This is a genomic window from Bacillus sp. ISL-34 (assembly GCF_018613325.1).
Lineage (GTDB): Bacteria > Bacillota > Bacilli > Bacillales > DSM-1321 > Peribacillus.
The window spans coordinates 105,348-122,712 of the sequence record NZ_JAGGQJ010000004.1; the positions used below are offsets into that span (position 1 = coordinate 105,348).

At 40.8% G+C, this 17,365-nt stretch carries 19 protein-coding genes; 7 read left to right on the forward strand and 12 right to left on the reverse strand.

The features are described from left to right. Positions 1–14: 14 nt before the first annotated feature. Positions 15–623, reverse strand: coding sequence for a hypothetical protein (locus tag J7E52_RS04260; protein ID WP_214743847.1), 609 nt, complete (start codon positions 621–623; stop codon positions 15–17). Between the two features lie 424 nt (positions 624–1,047). On the opposite strand from J7E52_RS04260, the gene J7E52_RS04265 reads away from it, so the two are divergent. Further along, a complete protein-coding gene (locus J7E52_RS04265) occupies positions 1,048–1,428 on the forward strand; it encodes a hypothetical protein (RefSeq protein ID WP_214743848.1) in 381 nt (126 codons plus the stop codon). A 2-nt stretch (positions 1,429–1,430) separates the two neighbouring features. After that, positions 1,431–1,841 (forward strand): endolytic transglycosylase MltG, encoded by a 411-nt coding sequence (locus tag J7E52_RS04270; protein ID WP_214743849.1) that lies wholly within the window; start codon positions 1,431–1,433, stop codon positions 1,839–1,841. A gap of 69 nt (positions 1,842–1,910) precedes the next feature. Here the strand turns inward: J7E52_RS04270 and phoU are convergent, their stop codons facing one another. From phoU to J7E52_RS04315, 9 genes are all read right to left on the reverse strand, one after another. Continuing rightward, entirely contained in the window at positions 1,911–2,564 is a 654-nt protein-coding gene (phoU, locus tag J7E52_RS04275) for a phosphate signaling complex protein PhoU (protein WP_214743850.1), read from the reverse strand. Positions 2,565–2,584: 20 nt separating this feature from the next. Beyond that, a complete protein-coding gene (pstB, locus tag J7E52_RS04280) occupies positions 2,585–3,412 on the reverse strand; it encodes a phosphate ABC transporter ATP-binding protein PstB (RefSeq protein ID WP_214743851.1) in 828 nt (275 codons plus the stop codon). A gap of 15 nt (positions 3,413–3,427) precedes the next feature. Continuing rightward, positions 3,428–4,306: a phosphate ABC transporter permease PstA gene (pstA, locus tag J7E52_RS04285; protein ID WP_214743852.1), complete on the reverse strand. Its 879-nt coding sequence runs from the start codon at positions 4,304–4,306 to the stop codon at positions 3,428–3,430. Positions 4,307–4,309: 3 nt separating this feature from the next. Further along, the gene (gene pstC, locus J7E52_RS04290) at positions 4,310–5,209 is read right to left on the reverse strand and encodes a phosphate ABC transporter permease subunit PstC (RefSeq protein ID WP_214744113.1); all 900 of its coding nucleotides are present in this window, start codon (positions 5,207–5,209) and stop codon (positions 4,310–4,312) included. Positions 5,210–5,347: 138 nt separating this feature from the next. Further along, the gene (locus tag J7E52_RS04295) at positions 5,348–6,310 is read right to left on the reverse strand and encodes a PstS family phosphate ABC transporter substrate-binding protein (protein WP_214743853.1); all 963 of its coding nucleotides are present in this window, start codon (positions 6,308–6,310) and stop codon (positions 5,348–5,350) included. 205 nt (positions 6,311–6,515) lie between these two features. Further along, positions 6,516–8,684, reverse strand: a complete 2,169-nt coding sequence (locus J7E52_RS04300) for a peptidoglycan D,D-transpeptidase FtsI family protein (protein WP_214743854.1) — start codon at positions 8,682–8,684, stop codon at positions 6,516–6,518. A gap of 187 nt (positions 8,685–8,871) precedes the next feature. Then, positions 8,872–10,092 (reverse strand): MFS transporter, encoded by a 1,221-nt coding sequence (locus J7E52_RS04305; RefSeq protein ID WP_214743855.1) that lies wholly within the window; start codon positions 10,090–10,092, stop codon positions 8,872–8,874. A 427-nt stretch (positions 10,093–10,519) separates the two neighbouring features. Then, positions 10,520–11,128: a superoxide dismutase SodA gene (gene sodA / locus J7E52_RS04310; protein ID WP_034308436.1), complete on the reverse strand. Its 609-nt coding sequence runs from the start codon at positions 11,126–11,128 to the stop codon at positions 10,520–10,522. A gap of 143 nt (positions 11,129–11,271) precedes the next feature. Continuing rightward, positions 11,272–11,757, reverse strand: coding sequence for a DUF456 domain-containing protein (locus J7E52_RS04315; protein ID WP_214743856.1), 486 nt, complete (start codon positions 11,755–11,757; stop codon positions 11,272–11,274). A gap of 163 nt (positions 11,758–11,920) precedes the next feature. Between J7E52_RS04315 and J7E52_RS04320 the strand changes: the two genes are divergently transcribed. The 4 genes from J7E52_RS04320 to ispG all read left to right on the forward strand — a co-directional run bounded on the left by J7E52_RS04320 (position 11,921) and on the right by ispG (position 15,572). Next, positions 11,921–12,688, forward strand: a complete 768-nt coding sequence (locus J7E52_RS04320) for a DUF1189 domain-containing protein (protein WP_214743857.1) — start codon at positions 11,921–11,923, stop codon at positions 12,686–12,688. A gap of 976 nt (positions 12,689–13,664) precedes the next feature. Then, a complete protein-coding gene (locus J7E52_RS04325) occupies positions 13,665–13,799 on the forward strand; it encodes an anti-repressor SinI family protein (RefSeq protein ID WP_309476850.1) in 135 nt (44 codons plus the stop codon). A gap of 113 nt (positions 13,800–13,912) precedes the next feature. Beyond that, a complete protein-coding gene (locus J7E52_RS04330; RefSeq protein ID WP_214743859.1) occupies positions 13,913–14,245 on the forward strand; it encodes a LysM peptidoglycan-binding domain-containing protein in 333 nt (110 codons plus the stop codon). A 205-nt stretch (positions 14,246–14,450) separates the two neighbouring features. Then, positions 14,451–15,572 (forward strand): flavodoxin-dependent (E)-4-hydroxy-3-methylbut-2-enyl-diphosphate synthase, encoded by a 1,122-nt coding sequence (gene ispG / locus J7E52_RS04335; protein WP_214743860.1) that lies wholly within the window; start codon positions 14,451–14,453, stop codon positions 15,570–15,572. A 102-nt stretch (positions 15,573–15,674) separates the two neighbouring features. Here ispG and J7E52_RS04340 read toward each other — a convergent pair whose 3' ends face one another. Further along, positions 15,675–16,145: a DUF308 domain-containing protein gene (locus J7E52_RS04340; RefSeq protein ID WP_286197436.1), complete on the reverse strand. Its 471-nt coding sequence runs from the start codon at positions 16,143–16,145 to the stop codon at positions 15,675–15,677. Between the two features lie 168 nt (positions 16,146–16,313). Here J7E52_RS04340 and J7E52_RS04345 point away from each other — a divergent pair, with 168 nt between their 5' ends. After that, complete coding sequence (locus J7E52_RS04345; protein WP_214743861.1) at positions 16,314–16,898, forward strand: 5' nucleotidase, NT5C type; 585 nt, start codon at positions 16,314–16,316, stop codon at positions 16,896–16,898. A gap of 36 nt (positions 16,899–16,934) precedes the next feature. On the opposite strand, the gene J7E52_RS04350 is transcribed toward J7E52_RS04345, so the two are convergent. Continuing rightward, entirely contained in the window at positions 16,935–17,360 is a 426-nt protein-coding gene (locus J7E52_RS04350; protein ID WP_034308449.1) for a Fur family transcriptional regulator, read from the reverse strand. Positions 17,361–17,365: the final 5 nt, after the last annotated feature.

The window sequence follows — 17,365 nt, forward strand, 5'->3', positions numbered from 1 at the left end:
ACTTTTTTGAATCCTTAATTGTTTACGTTTTGCATCGTCAGGAGGAGCTGATTATTTATCACTTTCGCTTCTTCTTTCGTTTCAGCATGAATGATCCAAGCCACAGCTTCCACACATTCTTTCGGTAAGATTTCCGTCTCTAGCGTAAACACGCTGGTAACTTCACCTTTGGCGAGCGGTGAATAAGCCAGGAGCCCTTCTTTCAATGATTTGAAGCATCCCTCTTGATAAAGGCTACCTTTACCTTGGATGCAATATTGAGAGATGCTTTTTCCTTTCACCAATCCACCCAATAAGGCAATCGATTGAGGGGCTACATGTAAAATCGCCCGTTCATTCGGACTGTAAAAAGCCACAGCCTGCCTTTCGAAAGCGTTTTCATAGTGAAAAAACACTTTAGGGCGCCTAGTCTCGAATGAGGTATTTCTAATCGTGAACTTCGAAAAGGTCACCTGACCTTGGGTATAAGTTTGTGAAAGTGTCCGGATCTCTCCATTAGGATGACTCATCATGTCTTCCTCAGGATACCAATCAAAACTCCCCTCCATCCATAACCCAGCCTTTAATCCCTTACGAAATATATCCTGGTTATCCTGCGGCATATACGCGAATAGCGAATTCATATAATCATCCCTTCCCCTTCTTTATCGTTATATAACTTATCGTTAGGCGCTGACAGTGAAACAATCCACTTTAGAATCTGCACACCATTTTCTTATAGTTTTACCGATTTTTAACTATTCAAAATATTTTGTTTTTTCGATTTATTCTATCTTTATGTTAGCACTGAATTGGCTGATGGACAATAAACACATTTTGTCGAATTTTATGTATGTTATCTCACAAAGGTTTTTTTCCCATTTTAATGCCTAATTTTTTTTCTTCAACGACTGTTTTAAGGCTTTTCGACAATATTTGAAACAAAACAGACAATAAATGAAGTTTAAGGTCAACTTCCGAAAATATAAAAATATGAAAATCTCCAATTTTTTAAAAATATGTGTAAAATATAAGTATATGTCGAAAATTATCATCTGAGGTGAAATCATGGAAACACTTATCATCCTTCTTTTTTCATTAGCAATCGTCCTTCTCATCATTTCCTTTTTCGGTAAAGATAAAGTTGCCAAATTAGAAGAAGATTTGGAGCAGATGACACTAACGTATATGCAGGATATTTACCAATTAAAGAAGAAGGTGAAGATTCTCGAAGAGGAATTCGTAATCCAGGATGAACCTGTTCCCCCTGTAAAGGATAAATCAACTGTCAATTCCAATGATATCGAACCCATTCATGAAATTCTAAAATGCCAGGTTCTATCTTTATATAGTCAAGGTCTTTCTTTGGACCAGATCGCTAGACAATCCTCGTTAACGAAGGAACAAACCATTGCAGTGATCGAGCAGCAAAGATTGCGGGGTGAATGACAATGAACAAAGCAAGACTGCAAGGTCTTTCCGCCGGTATCATTTTTACAACAACAATCTTTGCTGGCTTTTATTATGGAACCGGATTATTCGAAGGCACCACTCCCACTGCGGAGGAAGCTAAAAAGACCGTCCAAACAAAGGATGCAGATAAAGATTTAATGGAGAGAGAGGCTTCAAAAAAAGATCCCTCCAAGGATCCCTCCATCGTCACCTATACAATTAAAGTGAAAACGAATATGACCACAACCGAAATTGCCGATAGCCTTGCCAAGGAAAAAATCATTGATGATTCTGCTGAATTTAAAGCTTACATGAATGACCATGATTTCTCAAAAAAAATACAAATCGGCGAGTTTGTTGTTACGAATAATATGACATATAGACAATTGGCCAATACTTTGACCCATTAATGAAAAGAGAGACTTTTAAATGGACGATGTCCGAGAAAAAGCCTCTCTTTTTTTTCAATTAGGATGGGGTCATTCATTCCTGCTGATATATCTCCCTCTTACCAGGAAGTAAATATTCTCTGCGATATTCGTTGTATGGTCCGCTGTCCTTTCCAAATATCGAGCAATTAAGGAAAGCTGTGTAACCTGCTGAAGGTTTTTTTCATCCGAAAGGCGAAGGAGACTTCGAATCATCTCTCCATAAAAGCGATCAACCTCATCATCCATTTCAATGATTTCCCTTGAAAGAACAACATCTTCCTTCTCAAATGCTTCTATTGAAAGTTGAATCATCTTTAAAGTAATATCATGCATCTGCTTTAATGGTGTTAAAGGCAGAATAAATGGCTGGTCACCGATTCGGATGGCTGATTTAGCGATATTCACACCAAAGTCCGCCATCCTTTCAATATCAGAGGCGATTTTTATGGCAGCAATGATACGCCTTAAATCAATCGCAACCGGCTGCTGCTTAGCAATCAGTAAAATCGCAAAGTCATTAATTTCCTCTTCCAGTAAATCAGCGATTGTATCATCATCAATAACCTCAAGGGCATCATCCACATTATTGTTTTCCAGTGCGGCATATGATTTTGATATGGCACTTGAAGCTAAATTAGCCAACTTCACGATTTTCTCCTGTAACTCTTTCAATTGAAGCTCGAAATTTTCACGAACGATCATTATCGCATCTCCCTTTCTCTTTAACCGAAGCGTCCGGTAATGTAATCTTCTGTTCTTTTATCATTCGGATTAGAGAAGATGGTGTTTGTATCAGAATATTCGATGACTTCCCCATTTAAGAAGAAGGCTGTTCTATCAGAGATACGTGCTGCCTGTTGCATGTTATGGGTAACGATGATGATGCTGAAATCCTTTTTCAGTTCTTGGACCAATTCTTCTATTTTCAAAGTGGATATCGGATCAAGGGCAGAAGTCGGTTCATCCATTAATATGACATCTGGTTCGATTGCCAAACATCTGGCAATACAAAGGCGCTGTTGCTGTCCACCTGAAAGTCCATATGCATTTTCATGCAGTCGGTCTTTCACTTCATCCCAAATCGCTGCCCCTTTTAAACTCTTTTCAACGATCTCATCAAGGATTTTTTTATTTTTAATTCCATGGATTTTTGGTCCGTATACAACATTTTCATAAATTGATTTAGGAAAAGGATTAGGCTTTTGGAAAACCATTCCTACCTGTGTCCTTAAATCTTCCACCTTATAGGACTGATCGAGGATATTCCTGTTCCTATATTTAATCTGACCTGTCGTTTTCACATCCGGGACTAGCTCTATCATTCGGTTCAATGTTTTGATGTAGGTGGATTTCCCACAACCTGAAGGCCCTATGATGGCGGTCACTTCATTTTGATGCATATCCAGATTAATATTTTTCAAAGCATGGTTTTCTCCATACCATAAATTGAGATTGGATGTTTCATACACCTTTTCCGTCAAGGTAGCTGATCCGACATTTTCGATCCCGATTGCCGGTGACTCTTTTTCTCTCGTTAAGGTCATATTCATGCTTCCTTCCTCCTATCAGTATCTTTTCTGGAATTTATTTCGAATTATAACCGCAATTGAATTCATGAATATTAACAGGATGAGTAGAACGATGATTCCCGCGGCAGCAACCTGCTGGAATTCCTCCTGTGGACGGGATGTCCAATTATAGATTTGCATTGGCAGCACTGTAAATGTATCCATGACCGTTTGAGGTAAAAAGGCGATGAACATTGGTATGCCAACCACCACCAATGGAGCCGTTTCACCGATTGCACGTGATAAAGCAAGTATCCCCCCAGTTAAAATGCCAGGTATCGCAGCAGGCAGGACCACTTTCAATATCGTTTGCCACTTAGTTGCACCCATTCCAAATGATGCTTCCCTTAAATCACGAGGTACGGCACGTATGGCCTCTTGGGCAGCTACTATGATGACCGGGAGAACTAGTAGGCTCATGGTCAAGCCTGCTGCCAATATGGACCGGTCCAAGGCTAGAGCACGAACGAAAACCGTTAAGCCCAGAAGTCCAAATACTATTGACGGGACACCTGCCAGATTGGAAATATTCACTTTGATAAAAGTGGTGATCCAATTCTTCCTGGCATATTCCTCTAAATAAATGGCCGTTCCAACACCAAGCAGCAGGGAAACTGGAGCCACCACTACCATCAACCAAATTGAACCGATCAGCGCAGCCTTTATACCAGCCTCTTCAGGTTTCCTGGAAGCGAAATTCTGAAGGAAATCCCCATTCAGACTGCCAATTCCTTGAGTGAATATCCGATAAAATAAGATGGCCACTACGAGGAGGCCAACCAATGTTGCCAAGAAGAATAATCCTTTACAAATCGTGTTAACAGCCAGCCTAGCAGGCATTTTTTTTGCAACATGACTTTTGTTTATCAGTTTCATGTCTTAATATTCCTCCCTGAACTTGCGAGAGATGAACTGCGCCAGTAAATTCATGAGTAGCGTAAAGACGAACAGTGTCATTCCAACCGCATATATGCTGTAGTAAATCGTTGTCCCATACCCTGCATCCCCCGAACTGACCTGTACGATATAAGCAGTCATCGTTTGGATCGATGAAGTGACATCCATACTCATATTTGGGGTCGAGCCACCGGCAACACTCACAATCATGGTTTCCCCGATCGCTCTGGATAAAGCAAGAACGATGGATGCCACAATTCCAGAAATGGCTGCTGGCAATACCACTTTAATTGTCGTTTCGAGTTTCGTTGCTCCTAAAGCATACGCACCTTCGCGAATCGACTTCGGTACTGATACAAGGGCATCTTCCGACAAAGAGGCTATCATCGGCATGATCATGATACCTACAACGATCCCAGGACTTAGGGCATTGAACATGTCGAGGAAAGGAAATAAATCCCGCAAAACCGGTGTTACAAAAGTTAAGGCAAAAAAGCCGTAAACGATAGTAGGAATCCCAGCTAAAACTTCTAAAATCGGCTTGATGATTCTCCGTGTTTTCTCTGATGCATATTCACTCAAGAAAATGGCTGTTGCAAGTCCTACTGGAACTGCAACCACCGCTGCTATGACTGTTATCTTCAACGTTCCAACGATAAGGGGCATAATCCCATAGGTAGGTGCAGATGCAAATGGCAGCCATTTAGCTTCCGTAAAAAATTCGACGATAGATACTCTGTCAAAAAAGATAAATGTTTCAAATATAAGCGTCAGGATGATCCCGATTGTCGTAAAAACGGAAATTGCCGCCGTAAGGAACAAAAGCTTAGGGATGACTTTTTCCATATTCATTTTTTTCTTGCTATTCTTTTCCCGGATCATTTGCTGTACAGAATAGGTTTGTGTTTTTCTAAGTTCCAACTTGCATCCTCCATTTCAGACAAGCAATATTTGGATTTACAAGCTGTTACCCCCGCCTAAATCGAGTCAAGGCGGGATTTCAGTAGCCTGTAATATCGTTTATTTTTCCAGTTCTTTTAATTTATCAAGATCTTTCTGGTACTCTTCTTCAGGCAGGCTGATATAACCCACTTCTTCAGCAAGCTCTCCTGCATTTTCAATGACGAATTGAGTATAATCTGCGACTTGTTCTTTTTCAGCTACCGACTTATTGGATACATACGTGTAAAGTGGACGTGACAATGGTGCATACTCCCCACTTTTAATCGTTTCATTCGTTGGCTTAACAGCACCTTTGCCGTTGTCGATGGAAATGATCTTTAACTTATCCTTATTTTCTGCATAGTAGGCATAACCGAAGAATCCAATCGCATTTTTATCACCTTCTACACCTTGTACAAGGACATTATCATCTTCTGAAAGCGTAGCATTTTCCACCATCGGTTTTTCTTCAAGAATCACTTCATTGAAATAATCATATGTGCCTGAATCTATTCCCGGAGAGTAGAATTTAATTTCCTCCTTCGGCCATTCAGGACGTATATCAGACCATTTCTTCACCTTTCCATTATCAATCCACAGTTTTTGAAGTTCTTCAACTGTTAGTGAATCGATGAATTCATTATCTTTATTGGCGACGATTGAAATACCGTCAAATGCCAGTTTCAATTCTGTATATTTAACTCCCTTTTCATCAAGTAAGGCACTTTCTTCTTCCTTGACCGGACGGGATGCATTGGCTAGGTCCGTATCACCAGCGATGAATTTCTTGAATCCCCCACCTGTTCCTGACGATCCCACTGAAACCTTCACATCAGGCTGTGTACCCATATATTCTTCGGCAACTGCCTCCATGATCGGAAAGACCGTTGAAGACCCATCCGTAATCACTTCTCCCTGCAATTGGCCTGATCCTTTTCCTTCACTGCTGCTTGTCTTAGTGTCATCGGATCCACAACCCGCCGCTACTGCAATTACTCCACCCATCATTACAGTCATTGCCATACCTTTGAAACGTCTCATTTGTAAATCCCCCTAAGAATTTTATATGAATATTTTGTCCTACAACCAAATCATACTTTTAGACTGTAAACCCCGTTTAAAGCATTTGTAAATATTCAGTAAATTTTTGTGTTCTAATTGTAAAGATGAAATAACTGTATTGATCTAGGTCTTAAAATGCAAAAAAACACGTTTCCGGTTTTACCCAAAAACGTGTTTTAACTTATTATTCATTTTCCTGGCTTTTTCTAACTTCAGCCTGGTCCTTTTGAACGTCTTTACCATTCTCCACTTTCAAATCAGTCGAAGTTTCGGTATTTTCCTTCTTAGCCCGTTCTTTTTTTAGTTCGAAATAAGTATCCATGATTTCTTCACCTATTTCTTTACTCATGCTGTGGCCCGTATGCCCTTGGTATGCCCACGGCACAACGACCGCAAAAGCGACCTCTGGATTTTTAGCTGGGGCATAGCCAACAAGGGTGATGTTCATCGTTTCTTGTGGCTCGCTATAATCCATCCGATTCGGTCCGTCATAGAATGCTTCCGCCGTCCCGGTTTTAGCTGCCACTGTATACGATTTATTCCCAAAATAGGTATAAGCCGTTCCGCCTTGTTCCATCGCAACTTTCTCGAAACCGCTCTGAACACGTTCAATCCATTCTTCCTTCATATCAAGACGATTAAGGACATTCGGCGCAACGTCTTCGGCAACAGGTCCCAATTCCTCATTATTATCAACCGGATCGCGGATTTCCTTAACCATATGCGGCTTCATCCGGTTACCGCCATTTGCGATGGCAGAAACATATTGCGCGAGCTGCATCGGTGTGTACGTATCGTACTGTCCGATAGCAAGGTCAAGTAGTTTACCAGGTGATGCGTCGGAACCTTTGAATCCACTCATTTCATTCGGAAGATCAATCCCCGTGCGGACTCCCAAGCCAAACTGGGCAAATGAATTCCGCATGGTCGAAAAGGCGCTTGAACTAATATTCAAAGGTTCATTCGGCACATAATGCGCACCTGCAATATTAATTGCCGTTCTGAACATATAAACGTTCGAAGATACTTTTAATGCGGTCAAATCATTAATGTTCCCGAAGTCACTATATGAACCTTTTGCTGGTGTACCTTTGATTTTCAGCTTTGTATCATAAAAGTACGTACCCGGCTGGATCGCACCTTGCTGATAACCGGTTAAAACGGTAGCTCCTTTAACCGCAGAGCCCATTGTATAGGAAGTCGTGATATTTCCTAATGCGAAGTCCTCAATCGAGGATTTTCCCGTTTTTGGGTCCTTCTCATATTTCTTGCCAGCCATCGTCAATACTTCCCCTGTATCGGGATCCATCATGACGACAAAGGCCCTGTCCAAGAATTTGGTGTTACCCATTTTTTTCTTGGCAATCAATTGCTTTTCAATGATTTCCTCTGTTGCAAGCTGTAAATCCATATCAACTGTCAATATAAGATCTTTCCCTCGCGAACCTTCAGTAATCACCTCGGAATCGACAACATTTCCTGATTTATCGGTCACATTCCTTACTTTCGCTTTCTGCCCTTGGAGGATATCTTCATATTGCATCTCGATATAACTCTTACCTACACGGTCATTCCGGCTGTAATCACGTGCAAGGTAGTAGTTCAGGCTTTCACTAGGCAATCCTTCTTCAGATGAGGAAACTTTACCCAATACAGATTTAAGTGTTTTATTATATGTATAAAAACGATCCCAATCTGTTGATATATCGACCCCTGGGAGAGAATCAAGGTTCTCACTCACCCTGGCGAATTCTTCTTTTGTTACTTTCTTGTTTTTCACGATTTGCGGGGTAAGGGCATATCCGCTTGCAAATTCCCTATAGATGGCAAGAACTTCAAGATCTTTTTCCGAAAGCTTCGTTTCTTCTTCAGTAATCCGATCAAGCTGAAGCTTATACAAATCACTTTCTTCCATCTCGCCCTCTTCCACTTTTTTCCTCTCTTTATCGGTAATCTTTTTCTCGGCCAGCTTTGGATTATTTAAAATCCAAAAATCCTTTTTATCGCGCTCAGTCACTTTATCTGTTTCTTTTTCGATCAACTTCGCGAGTTTTTCAGCTGTTTCCACCATTTCTGTTTGTTTCGTACCTTGCTTTCGTGTATATGTAATTGCATCCAGTGGTTGGTTATCGACCATCAGTTTCAAATTCCGGTCATACATCTTTCCACGGGGCACCGAATTATTCACGGTCACTTCCTCTGTTCTTTCAATCTCACGCCGGTAATCATCACCATAAACAATCTGTACAACACCCAAGCGTAAAATTAAAGCGGAAAACAAAACAAACACTAAAAAGAAAAGAATATTCAATCTGAAAGGCACATGCGTCTTTTTCTTTTTCTTTTTATTCACACTAAGCCACACATCCTTTTTACATAGTCATAATAAGTCCTATACTATTCTATAGAACATTTATATTTTTTTCTACCTTAGTGTTCTAGAAATATTAAACATCTAACGAACTTCACATAAAAAGTGACTTACGGCTCATAAAACCGTAAGTCCTGATATTGGAAAAGAGGCCTCTAAGGCCTCTTTTTCAATCTTGGTCAATGATATCGATTTTTCGTACAAACCAATATATCACGGTATGCCCTGCCCCGACGATTAACAGATAGATCGGCAGTACTTCCTTTAGGTCGAATAACATGACGGAAAGTATGAATCCTGATATCGATACAATCCTTCCAATATGAACGAACAGTTCCCGGACAACGATATATTCAATTCTCATTTCCGCTGCTTTCCAAGCACGGCCTATAATGTCATAAGTCAATGATATATAAGGGACCAAAAGAATAGGGTAAGCGGAAGCGACAATCGCCCCATAAATGAGAAGCTTCCCGAATGTGATATCAAATGCAATCAATAGGACCCCTGCATACAACAGGATTCCTCCAATAAGAATGGCCTTTTTTCGCATCGGCTGTTTTATATATCGTGAAGCAAAAAAATACGCAACAAATGAAATGGCCGAATTTAGCAGTCCATAGCTCCCTAAGGCAAGTTCACTATCCGTCTGAATGAAAACGTTAATCGAAATGATGAACATGAAGGTGCCCTCTCGAATCCCTTGAAAAAAGTGAGCACGAGTGATCAAGAGCCAATTCCGATTATTTTTCCGTTCCTGCAATATCCGAAGGAAACAGTATCTGCCATGTGCTGGACGTCTTTTTAACGAAAAGCTAAGAAACACCGCAATGGAAAACAATAGCAAAGACAATCCGAATACAATGGAATATCCCGTGAATTTTTCAAGCCTCGAAATGATGAACCCTGAAAGAATCGGACCGACCATTCCCCCAAGTGATGATAAAATCCCTAAAAAGCCATTGAAGAAATCCCTTGTTTCCGGTTCAGTTATCTCAAAAGTCAAGACATTATAGGCAAGCCAATAAAACCCATAACCGATTCCTAACAGTCCACCAAGCAACCAAAGGAAATCCGTTGCCCGTGTGCCTACCAATAGGACAGATAAATAAAATAGGGCCAAAAAGATAACACCCAGACGCAAAACAATGATTCGATCCACTTTTTTCGCCAGCCTGCCAGCAAAGACAAAGGTAAGCGGTTGAAAAAGCACCACGGTTAGATTATATACGGCAATATCAACAATTTGACCGGATTGTTTCCACAAGTACACATTAACGAATGTATTGGATAAAGCAATACTCAGGCTGTACAGCCCGCCAATAAACAAAAGGAGGTGCAAATCCTTCTTCCCTCCCGCTTCACCCAACCATCTCTCTAAAATACCCATTGTTTTAACTCTCCTTTAAATTCCACTCTAGTGTTTGAAAAAACAAAAGAATTTATGTAAAAAAAGGTAAAGAAAACTCTTCGATTGGCGAGACAGGATGGCGAAGACAGAGAAGTAGTTGCCCTTATACTGTTTTCCTAAAAAGCTCTCTCTCGAATAAAATCAATAACAGTATAAAGAAAACTCTTCGATTGGCGAGACAGGATGGCGAAGACAGAGAAGTAGTTGCCCTTATACTGTTTTCCTAAAAAAAAGACCTCCTATTAATTCAGAAACAGTATAAAGAAAACTCTTCGATTGGCGAGACAGGATGGCGAAGACAGAGAAGTAGTTGCCCTTATACTGTTTCCTTAAAAGCCATTTATACAGAAACAAAAAAAGACGGGTTCCCCTGAAAAGGGCCCGTCTTTTGTTACTTATTTATATATTATTTTGCAGCGCTGTAACGTTTTGCAACTTCATCCCAGTTTACAACATTCCAGAAAGAATTGATGTATTCAGGACGGCGGTTTTGGTAGTTTAGGTAGTAAGCATGTTCCCAAACGTCCAATCCAAGAAGCGGTGTTTTTCCTTCTGATAATGGATTGTCTTGGTTCGGTGTACTTGTTACTTCCAACTCGCCATTGTTGACTGCAAGCCAAGCCCAGCCAGATCCAAAACGAGTAGTAGCCGCTTTAGCGAACTCTTCTTTAAAGCTGTCAAAGCTTCCGAATTTTGAAGTGATAGCATCCGCTAATTCACCAGTTGGTTGCCCGCCGCCGTTAGGTGAAAGGATTTCCCAGAATAAAGTGTGGTTAGCATGTCCGCCACCATTGTTGCGTACAGCTGTACGAACAGCTTCAGGTACTGCGTCAAGGTTAGCGACGATTTCTTCAACGCTTTTGCTTAGAAGTTCTTGGTTGCCTTCTAGAGCATTGTTCAGGTTTGTCACATATGTGTTGTGATGTTTAGTGTGATGAATGTTCATTGTTTCTTTGTCGATGTGTGGTTCTAATGCATCATATGCATACGGTAATTGTGGAAGTTCAAAAGCCATAATAAAATTCCTCCCTATGTAAGCTTTTTTTTTGAGGGCTTCAGTTCTCGAAAGATACCTAAAGCTCGCTAGCAATAGAGTATCAAATTTTTGTAACCGTTTCAAACCTTATGCCTCAATTTTTCATTTTTCGATTAAATTTCCTATGAGAATACCACGAATAGAAAATATCCAATCATCAGAAGTTGAATGATGCCTTTTGTGATGACGCTGCTTATAAAGCCTACAACGGAACCAAGGCCGATTTTGGAAGCAGTAACCGGGTCTTTTTTATGTACTAGGAGCTCTGCCAGGAATGCCCCGATGAATGGACCTATTAGTATTCCGACGAACGGAATCACGAATGGCCCGACCAGAAGCCCAATCGTACTGCCCCATATCCCTGCTTTCGTGCCGCCATACTTTTTGACCCCGACCATGTTCGCAATATAATCAGCTGCGAATAAAAGTATGACGAATAAAATTTGGACCGTCCAGAAAAACCAGCCAAATGTTTCAAAAGAATAAAATAGTCCATATAGCAATATTCCGCCGAAAATGAACAAAACACTTGGGATGATTGGAAAAATCAGACCGACAAATCCCATTATGAACATGAGGGTAATTATTATCCAAAATAGTGTATCCATAACTAAAACGCCCCTTTCTCATTTCATTTATAATTTGACTTTATCTCTCCATAATTACCTCATTACTGATGGTTAAAACCAATGAAGCAGAATACAGGTTGTTTTATTTTTCCCATATAGTTAAAATTGGTTAGGAATCTTATATAGTTAGGTGCTGAAAACATTGAACATATTCAAACAACTGTGGGTAAGCTTATATTCTCCTAAAGATATCGCTTCCTTTCAAAACCAAGGTATCGGGAAAACGATTTTATTCGTTTTCTTTATAAGTCTCATTGCCTTTCTCCCTTCAGCTTTTTATTTCGGGACAATGGTAGTTGACGGGATAGATGCCATGCACGAAACAGTATCCGAAGACTTACCGGCATTTGAAATCAAAAATGGCACGTTGACGACTGAACAAGATGAGCCATTTAGCCTGAATAAAAACGGATATCAAATATTTGTAGATGGCACGGGAGCCTTGACCCCGGAAGAAGTAGCTGCAAAAGCTGATGAGGCTGTCGCGCTTTTAAAGTCTGATCTGGTTTTCGTATCCGGAGGCAACGTGCAATCCTCTCCATATTCAGTTCTGGAGGGAGACAATCAGGAAATATCCACTTGGCTTGATTCAGTTGAATCTGTGCTTCCTATCATCCTTACATTGCTTCTAATTATATTATACCTGTTTACCGCTAGCGGAATCTTCATTAAAGTGACAATCCTTGCCGCTTTCGGTCTTTTTTTCAAAAATGCTCTTGGCCGTCCTCTTTCCTATAGGCATCTATGGAGAATCGGTGCTTACAGCATAACGCTTGCCACCGTATTCTTCACCATCATGGATGCTTTTCAAGCAATTGTACCATTCGCTTCCATCATTAGCTGGTTTGTGACACTGATGATGTTATATTTATCCATTAAAGAAACATCAGCCAATAAGATCACAAAATGACATTAAAAAAGATCCGGACTCAGACTGTAGGCAAACTCGATGAGAATCAAGTTTGCCTACAGTCTTTTAAGGATTTGTAAAATTCGAACGTTCTTTTGGAACGTAGGGCACTCACTCCAATCAACTTTGTTTTAAAATTCAGATGGAACTTTACTATGATTTCAGGACAAGATTCCTGGTTATTGACTGTCTTATTTAAACCCTCAATGGATTGAAGAAATTTGCGACACTCCTGCCGAATAACTGGCTAGCCGAGACACCGCAGGCGCTTGCGCGAGGAGGCATGGCAGACAGTCGGCGGCGGAAAGGGAGCGGATTTCTGAAATCAGCTGGAACGTTTTTAACTTGAGGGTTTGTAAAACTCAAACGTTCTTTTGGAACGTAGGGCACTCACTCCAATCGACTTTGTTTTAAAATTCAGATGGAACTTTACTATGATTTTAGGACAAGATTCCTGGTTATTGACTGTCTTATTTAAACCCTCAATGGATTGAAAAAATTTGCGACACTCCTGCCGAATAACTGGCTAGCCGAGACACCGCTGGCGCTTGCGCCGAGGAGGCTTGGCAGACAGTCGGCGGAAAGGGAGCGAATTTCTGAAATCAGCTGGAACGTTTTTTAACTTGAGGATTTGTAAAATTCGAACGTTGATTGGAACGTTGATTGGAGCGTAGGGCACTCGCTTTCCGGGACGGTCCGCACTCGGCGCTCTTTGCGCCTGCGGAGTCTCCATAGACGCGCTTTTCTAAACAGGAGTCTCGCACACCTGTTCCAATCAACTTGTTTAAAATTTAGATGAACCCCTTTTGTCTGCAAACTGAGATTCGACCACCTTGCTAAAGAATAAAATCGGGTATCCATGCCTTTGCAGCATATGACTATAGTCATCATTTTTTTATATCTACTTAATTCGACAAAATACTCACTAAGTTATTCCTATACTTATGGTTGAAATAGTATTTAAGAGGTGATAGACGTGAAGGAGAGTCATATTGATGTACAGTGGTTGTTACTCATAATGGAGGCAAAAAAGAGTGGTCTGACCCTAAAGGAAATTCGCTCCTTTCTTAGCACTAATTCAAATAATAAGAATGTTACTAAACTGAAATAGAAAATATGAATGGTCACTCTCACATTCCATTTGAAAAATCGCCCATTTTCAGGCATATTTTTTGACCCCTCCAAGTATAGATGAATTAAAGACAAGCTTGGGAGGATGGAAAATTGAAACGGCTACTGCTTTTTATCTCATTCTGTTTCACTTTATTTATTATTTATTTTGATATGACTACGGGTACCCTGCCGGCTTCCCATCCACCGGCCTCTACAGGCGAACCGGCCGTCCCGGCCAGCCAGCCTGCATCCGTACCATCTGCCGCTTATAAAGAAATTACCATGAAACCGGGTGATACCTTACTTTCCATCGTCGAAACGGAAAAAGGCGGATCCAATCAGCCAATCGAAACGATCATCTCTGACTTTCAAAGTTTGAATGAAGGATTGAAGCCCGAAGATATGCAGATTGGCAAATCATATAAGATTCCCGTTTATAAATAACCCCCTAATGGGAAACTGCCCCTTCACAAGAACCATTAAGGGGGATTTCCCCATACTGAGTATATCCAGAAAATAGGGAATGTCTCGTAATGAAAAAAGATTATGCGTCCTATTTCCTTGTCAAGCGGTATGTACATTGATACAATATTTCAGAGAAGCAAATTAAAAATCAAAACTGATTTTTTCCTAAAGGAGAGAATTCCACTTGAGTGAAATCATACATCGCACCAAGACGCGGCCAATCAAAGTCGGAAACTTAACGATTGGCGGCAATAATGAAGTTATAGTACAAAGCATGACAACGACAAAAACACATGATGTTGAAGCAACGGTTGCAGAGATCCTTCGCCTTGAAGAAGCGGGATGTCAAATCGTACGTGTCGCCTGTCCGGATGAAAGGGCAGCTGATGCAATCCCTGAGATAAAAAAACGGATAAACATCCCTCTTGTAGTCGATATTCATTTCGATTATAAACTTGCTTTGAAGGCAATCGAAGGCGGAGCGGATAAAATCAGAATAAATCCTGGTAACATCGGACGCCGTGAAAAGGTTGAAGCAGTCGTGAAAGCTGCGAAGGCTAAAGGAATCCCAATCCGCATCGGGGTCAATGCTGGTTCTCTAGAAAAGAAAATCATCGATAAATATGGCTTCCCGACTGCTGATGGAATGGTAGAAAGTGCTTTACACCATATCAAGATACTGGAAGATTTGGATTTTCATGACATTATCGTTTCCATGAAGGCATCCGATGTGAATTTAGCCATCGAGGCATATGAAAAAGCTTCTAAAGCATTCGATTATCCTTTACATCTTGGGATCACGGAATCAGGTACACTGTTCTCCGGAACCGTAAAAAGCGCGGCCGGACTAGGTGCCATCCTAAGTCAGGGTATTGGAAGCACGATGCGTGTTTCTTTAAGTGCCGATCCTGTCGAAGAGGTGAAGGTGGCAAGGGAGCTTCTAAAAGTATTTGGCCTTGCTTCCAACATGGCCACTTTAATTTCCTGCCCTACTTGCGGTCGAATCGAGATTGATTTGATTTCCATCGCCAATGAAGTTGAAGAGTACATCCAGACGGTTAAAGCACCAATCAAGGTATCAGTGCTTGGTTGTGCGGTAAACGGCCCTGGAGAAGCCCGGGAGGCTGATATTGGCATAGCCGGGGCCCGTGGTGAAGGTTTACTGTTTAGAAAAGGTCAAATTGTACGTAAAGTGCCTGAAGAAACGATGGTCGAGGAACTTAAAAAGGAAATTGACAAAATCGCTGAAGAGTACTATGAGAAACAAAGAGCCGAAGCAGCTGCAGCAGCTTTATTAAATAAATAAAACAAAGAATCCCGAATTTTCATCATCGGGATTTTTTGTTTTATGCCATTTGAAAAACCCTTTGATTCATTTTGAAAAATGACATCAAAGGGTTTAATGATGTTAAAAGAACGGCAGGATGAATATGCCAACGATGATGGAGATTGCACCAATGACGATGGCCCAAGTACCCAAGTTCGATCCCCTGCTTCTGGCCACTATCCCTACAATGATACCCACAATCCCTAAAATGAAAGGCATCATGAATAAAGATAAAATGGAGATGATCAAAGCTATGACACCAATCGCTTTCCCTCTTGATGCCACATCCCCAGAACCATCTGCACCTGCAGGCTCGTCATCCTTATAAGCCCTGATTCGCTGAGGCGGTGTTGAAATTTCGGCAGACGTTTCTTCCTGATACCGGTTATCCATATTGGTTATGGTTCCACGACTTTCATATCGTCTGTCATCTTCAGGTGTATCTTCATTATAATACCGCTCATGATGCTGATCATCCACAACGGTTGGTTCACTGCCCTCTTTCGCCAATTGCATTTCATCGTCAATACTGGAGTATTGATCTTTTTCCATTCGTGCATCCCTCACTTTCATTTGTGAAGCATTTATAGTGTATGTAAAAATTGCGGAACCCATCGTGAAAATGGTTTCATGTCTTGGAAAAAAATACGGGTTTTTACCAAAGCTATGATGGGATATGTTACACTATTACAAGTATTGAAAATGAGGGAGAGATTCATCATGAAAAAACGTTTTGGCATCGATATAGACGGGACTGTTACAAGACCTGACTCCATGGTCCCTTTTTTAAATAAAGCTTTTCAGCTGAATTTAGCTTATGAAGACATTACTGAATATGACTTATTACCCTTCGTGAATGTTCCAAAAGAGGATTTCACTAAATGGTTCATTGAGAGCGAGCCACTCATCTATTCCGAATCATTATTGGCTGAAGGTGCGAAAGATGTATTGGAAAAATGGACAGAACAAGCCAACCTTTATTTCATCAGTGCCAGGAGCAACCGTTTATTGGATGTAACCAAAAATTGGTTCACGGCGAATGAAGTCCTATATGATCATATTGAGCTTGTAGGTTCACACGATAAAGTGGCTGCAGCCAAAAAATTCGAAGTCGATCTCTTTTTAGAGGACAAGCACGATAATGCAGTGGCGATTTCGGAAGAGTGTAAAATACCCGTAATTTTATTTAATACTCCTTACAACCAAGATCCCGTGCCTGAAAGGGTGGTTCGGGTCAACAATTGGCAAGAAGCCTCTGTCTGGGTGAATAATTGGATGGCAGTGCAACCGGCAACCATAAAATGAATCAAGAAAAAACCATTGACTGGAGGTCAATGGTTTTTATGCTTCCAAAGATACGCTGCATGCGGGACAGCGTCCGTAAATTTCAAATTTATGTCCCGAAACATCGTAGTCCTTCAAGCTTTCCTGAAGTTCCTGCATCGGGCACAATTCGATTTCTTTCGTTTTTCCACAATTCAAACAGATGAAGTGGTGATGGTGGGAGGAATGACCGCATGTAAAACGAAAACGCTTTTCCCCTTCCAACTCGGTCGCTTCAAAGATGCCCAGTTCGACAAATAGGGAAAGATTTCTATAAATCGTATCGAAGCTTAAACCTGGATAATCCTGTTTCATATTCTCCAATACATCTTTGGCCGTTAAATATTTATCGCTTGAAGAGAAAAGCTGAAGCATTTCTTCCCTCTTTCCTGTATGCTTAAAACCTTTATCTTTTAATAATTGCATGGCAGTAGTTACGTTCATAATAC

Bases quoted from the DNA above. Each gene is read 5' to 3' on its own strand.
- J7E52_RS04260 (WP_214743847.1), bottom strand. From the start codon at position 623: ATGAATTCGCTATTCGCGTATATGCCGCAGGATAACCAGGATATATTT.
- J7E52_RS04265 (WP_214743848.1), top strand. From the start codon at position 1,048: ATGGAAACACTTATCATCCTTCTTTTTTCATTAGCAATCGTCCTTCTC.
- J7E52_RS04270 (WP_214743849.1), top strand. From the start codon at position 1,431: ATGAACAAAGCAAGACTGCAAGGTCTTTCCGCCGGTATCATTTTTACA.
- phoU (WP_214743850.1), bottom strand. From the start codon at position 2,564: ATGATCGTTCGTGAAAATTTCGAGCTTCAATTGAAAGAGTTACAGGAG.
- pstB (WP_214743851.1), bottom strand. From the start codon at position 3,412: ATGAATATGACCTTAACGAGAGAAAAAGAGTCACCGGCAATCGGGATC.
- pstA (WP_214743852.1), bottom strand. From the start codon at position 4,306: ATGAAACTGATAAACAAAAGTCATGTTGCAAAAAAAATGCCTGCTAGG.
- pstC (WP_214744113.1), bottom strand. From the start codon at position 5,209: ATGATCCGGGAAAAGAATAGCAAGAAAAAAATGAATATGGAAAAAGTC.
- J7E52_RS04295 (WP_214743853.1), bottom strand. From the start codon at position 6,310: ATGAGACGTTTCAAAGGTATGGCAATGACTGTAATGATGGGTGGAGTA.
- J7E52_RS04305 (WP_214743855.1), bottom strand. From the start codon at position 10,092: ATGGGTATTTTAGAGAGATGGTTGGGTGAAGCGGGAGGGAAGAAGGAT.
- sodA (WP_034308436.1), bottom strand. From the start codon at position 11,128: ATGGCTTTTGAACTTCCACAATTACCGTATGCATATGATGCATTAGAA.
- J7E52_RS04315 (WP_214743856.1), bottom strand. From the start codon at position 11,757: ATGGATACACTATTTTGGATAATAATTACCCTCATGTTCATAATGGGA.
- J7E52_RS04340 (WP_286197436.1), bottom strand. From the start codon at position 16,145: ATGGAAAAAGATCAATACTCCAGTATTGACGATGAAATGCAATTGGCG.
- J7E52_RS04345 (WP_214743861.1), top strand. From the start codon at position 16,314: ATGAAAAAACGTTTTGGCATCGATATAGACGGGACTGTTACAAGACCT.
- J7E52_RS04350 (WP_034308449.1), bottom strand. From the start codon at position 17,360: ATGAACGTAACTACTGCCATGCAATTATTAAAAGATAAAGGTTTTAAG.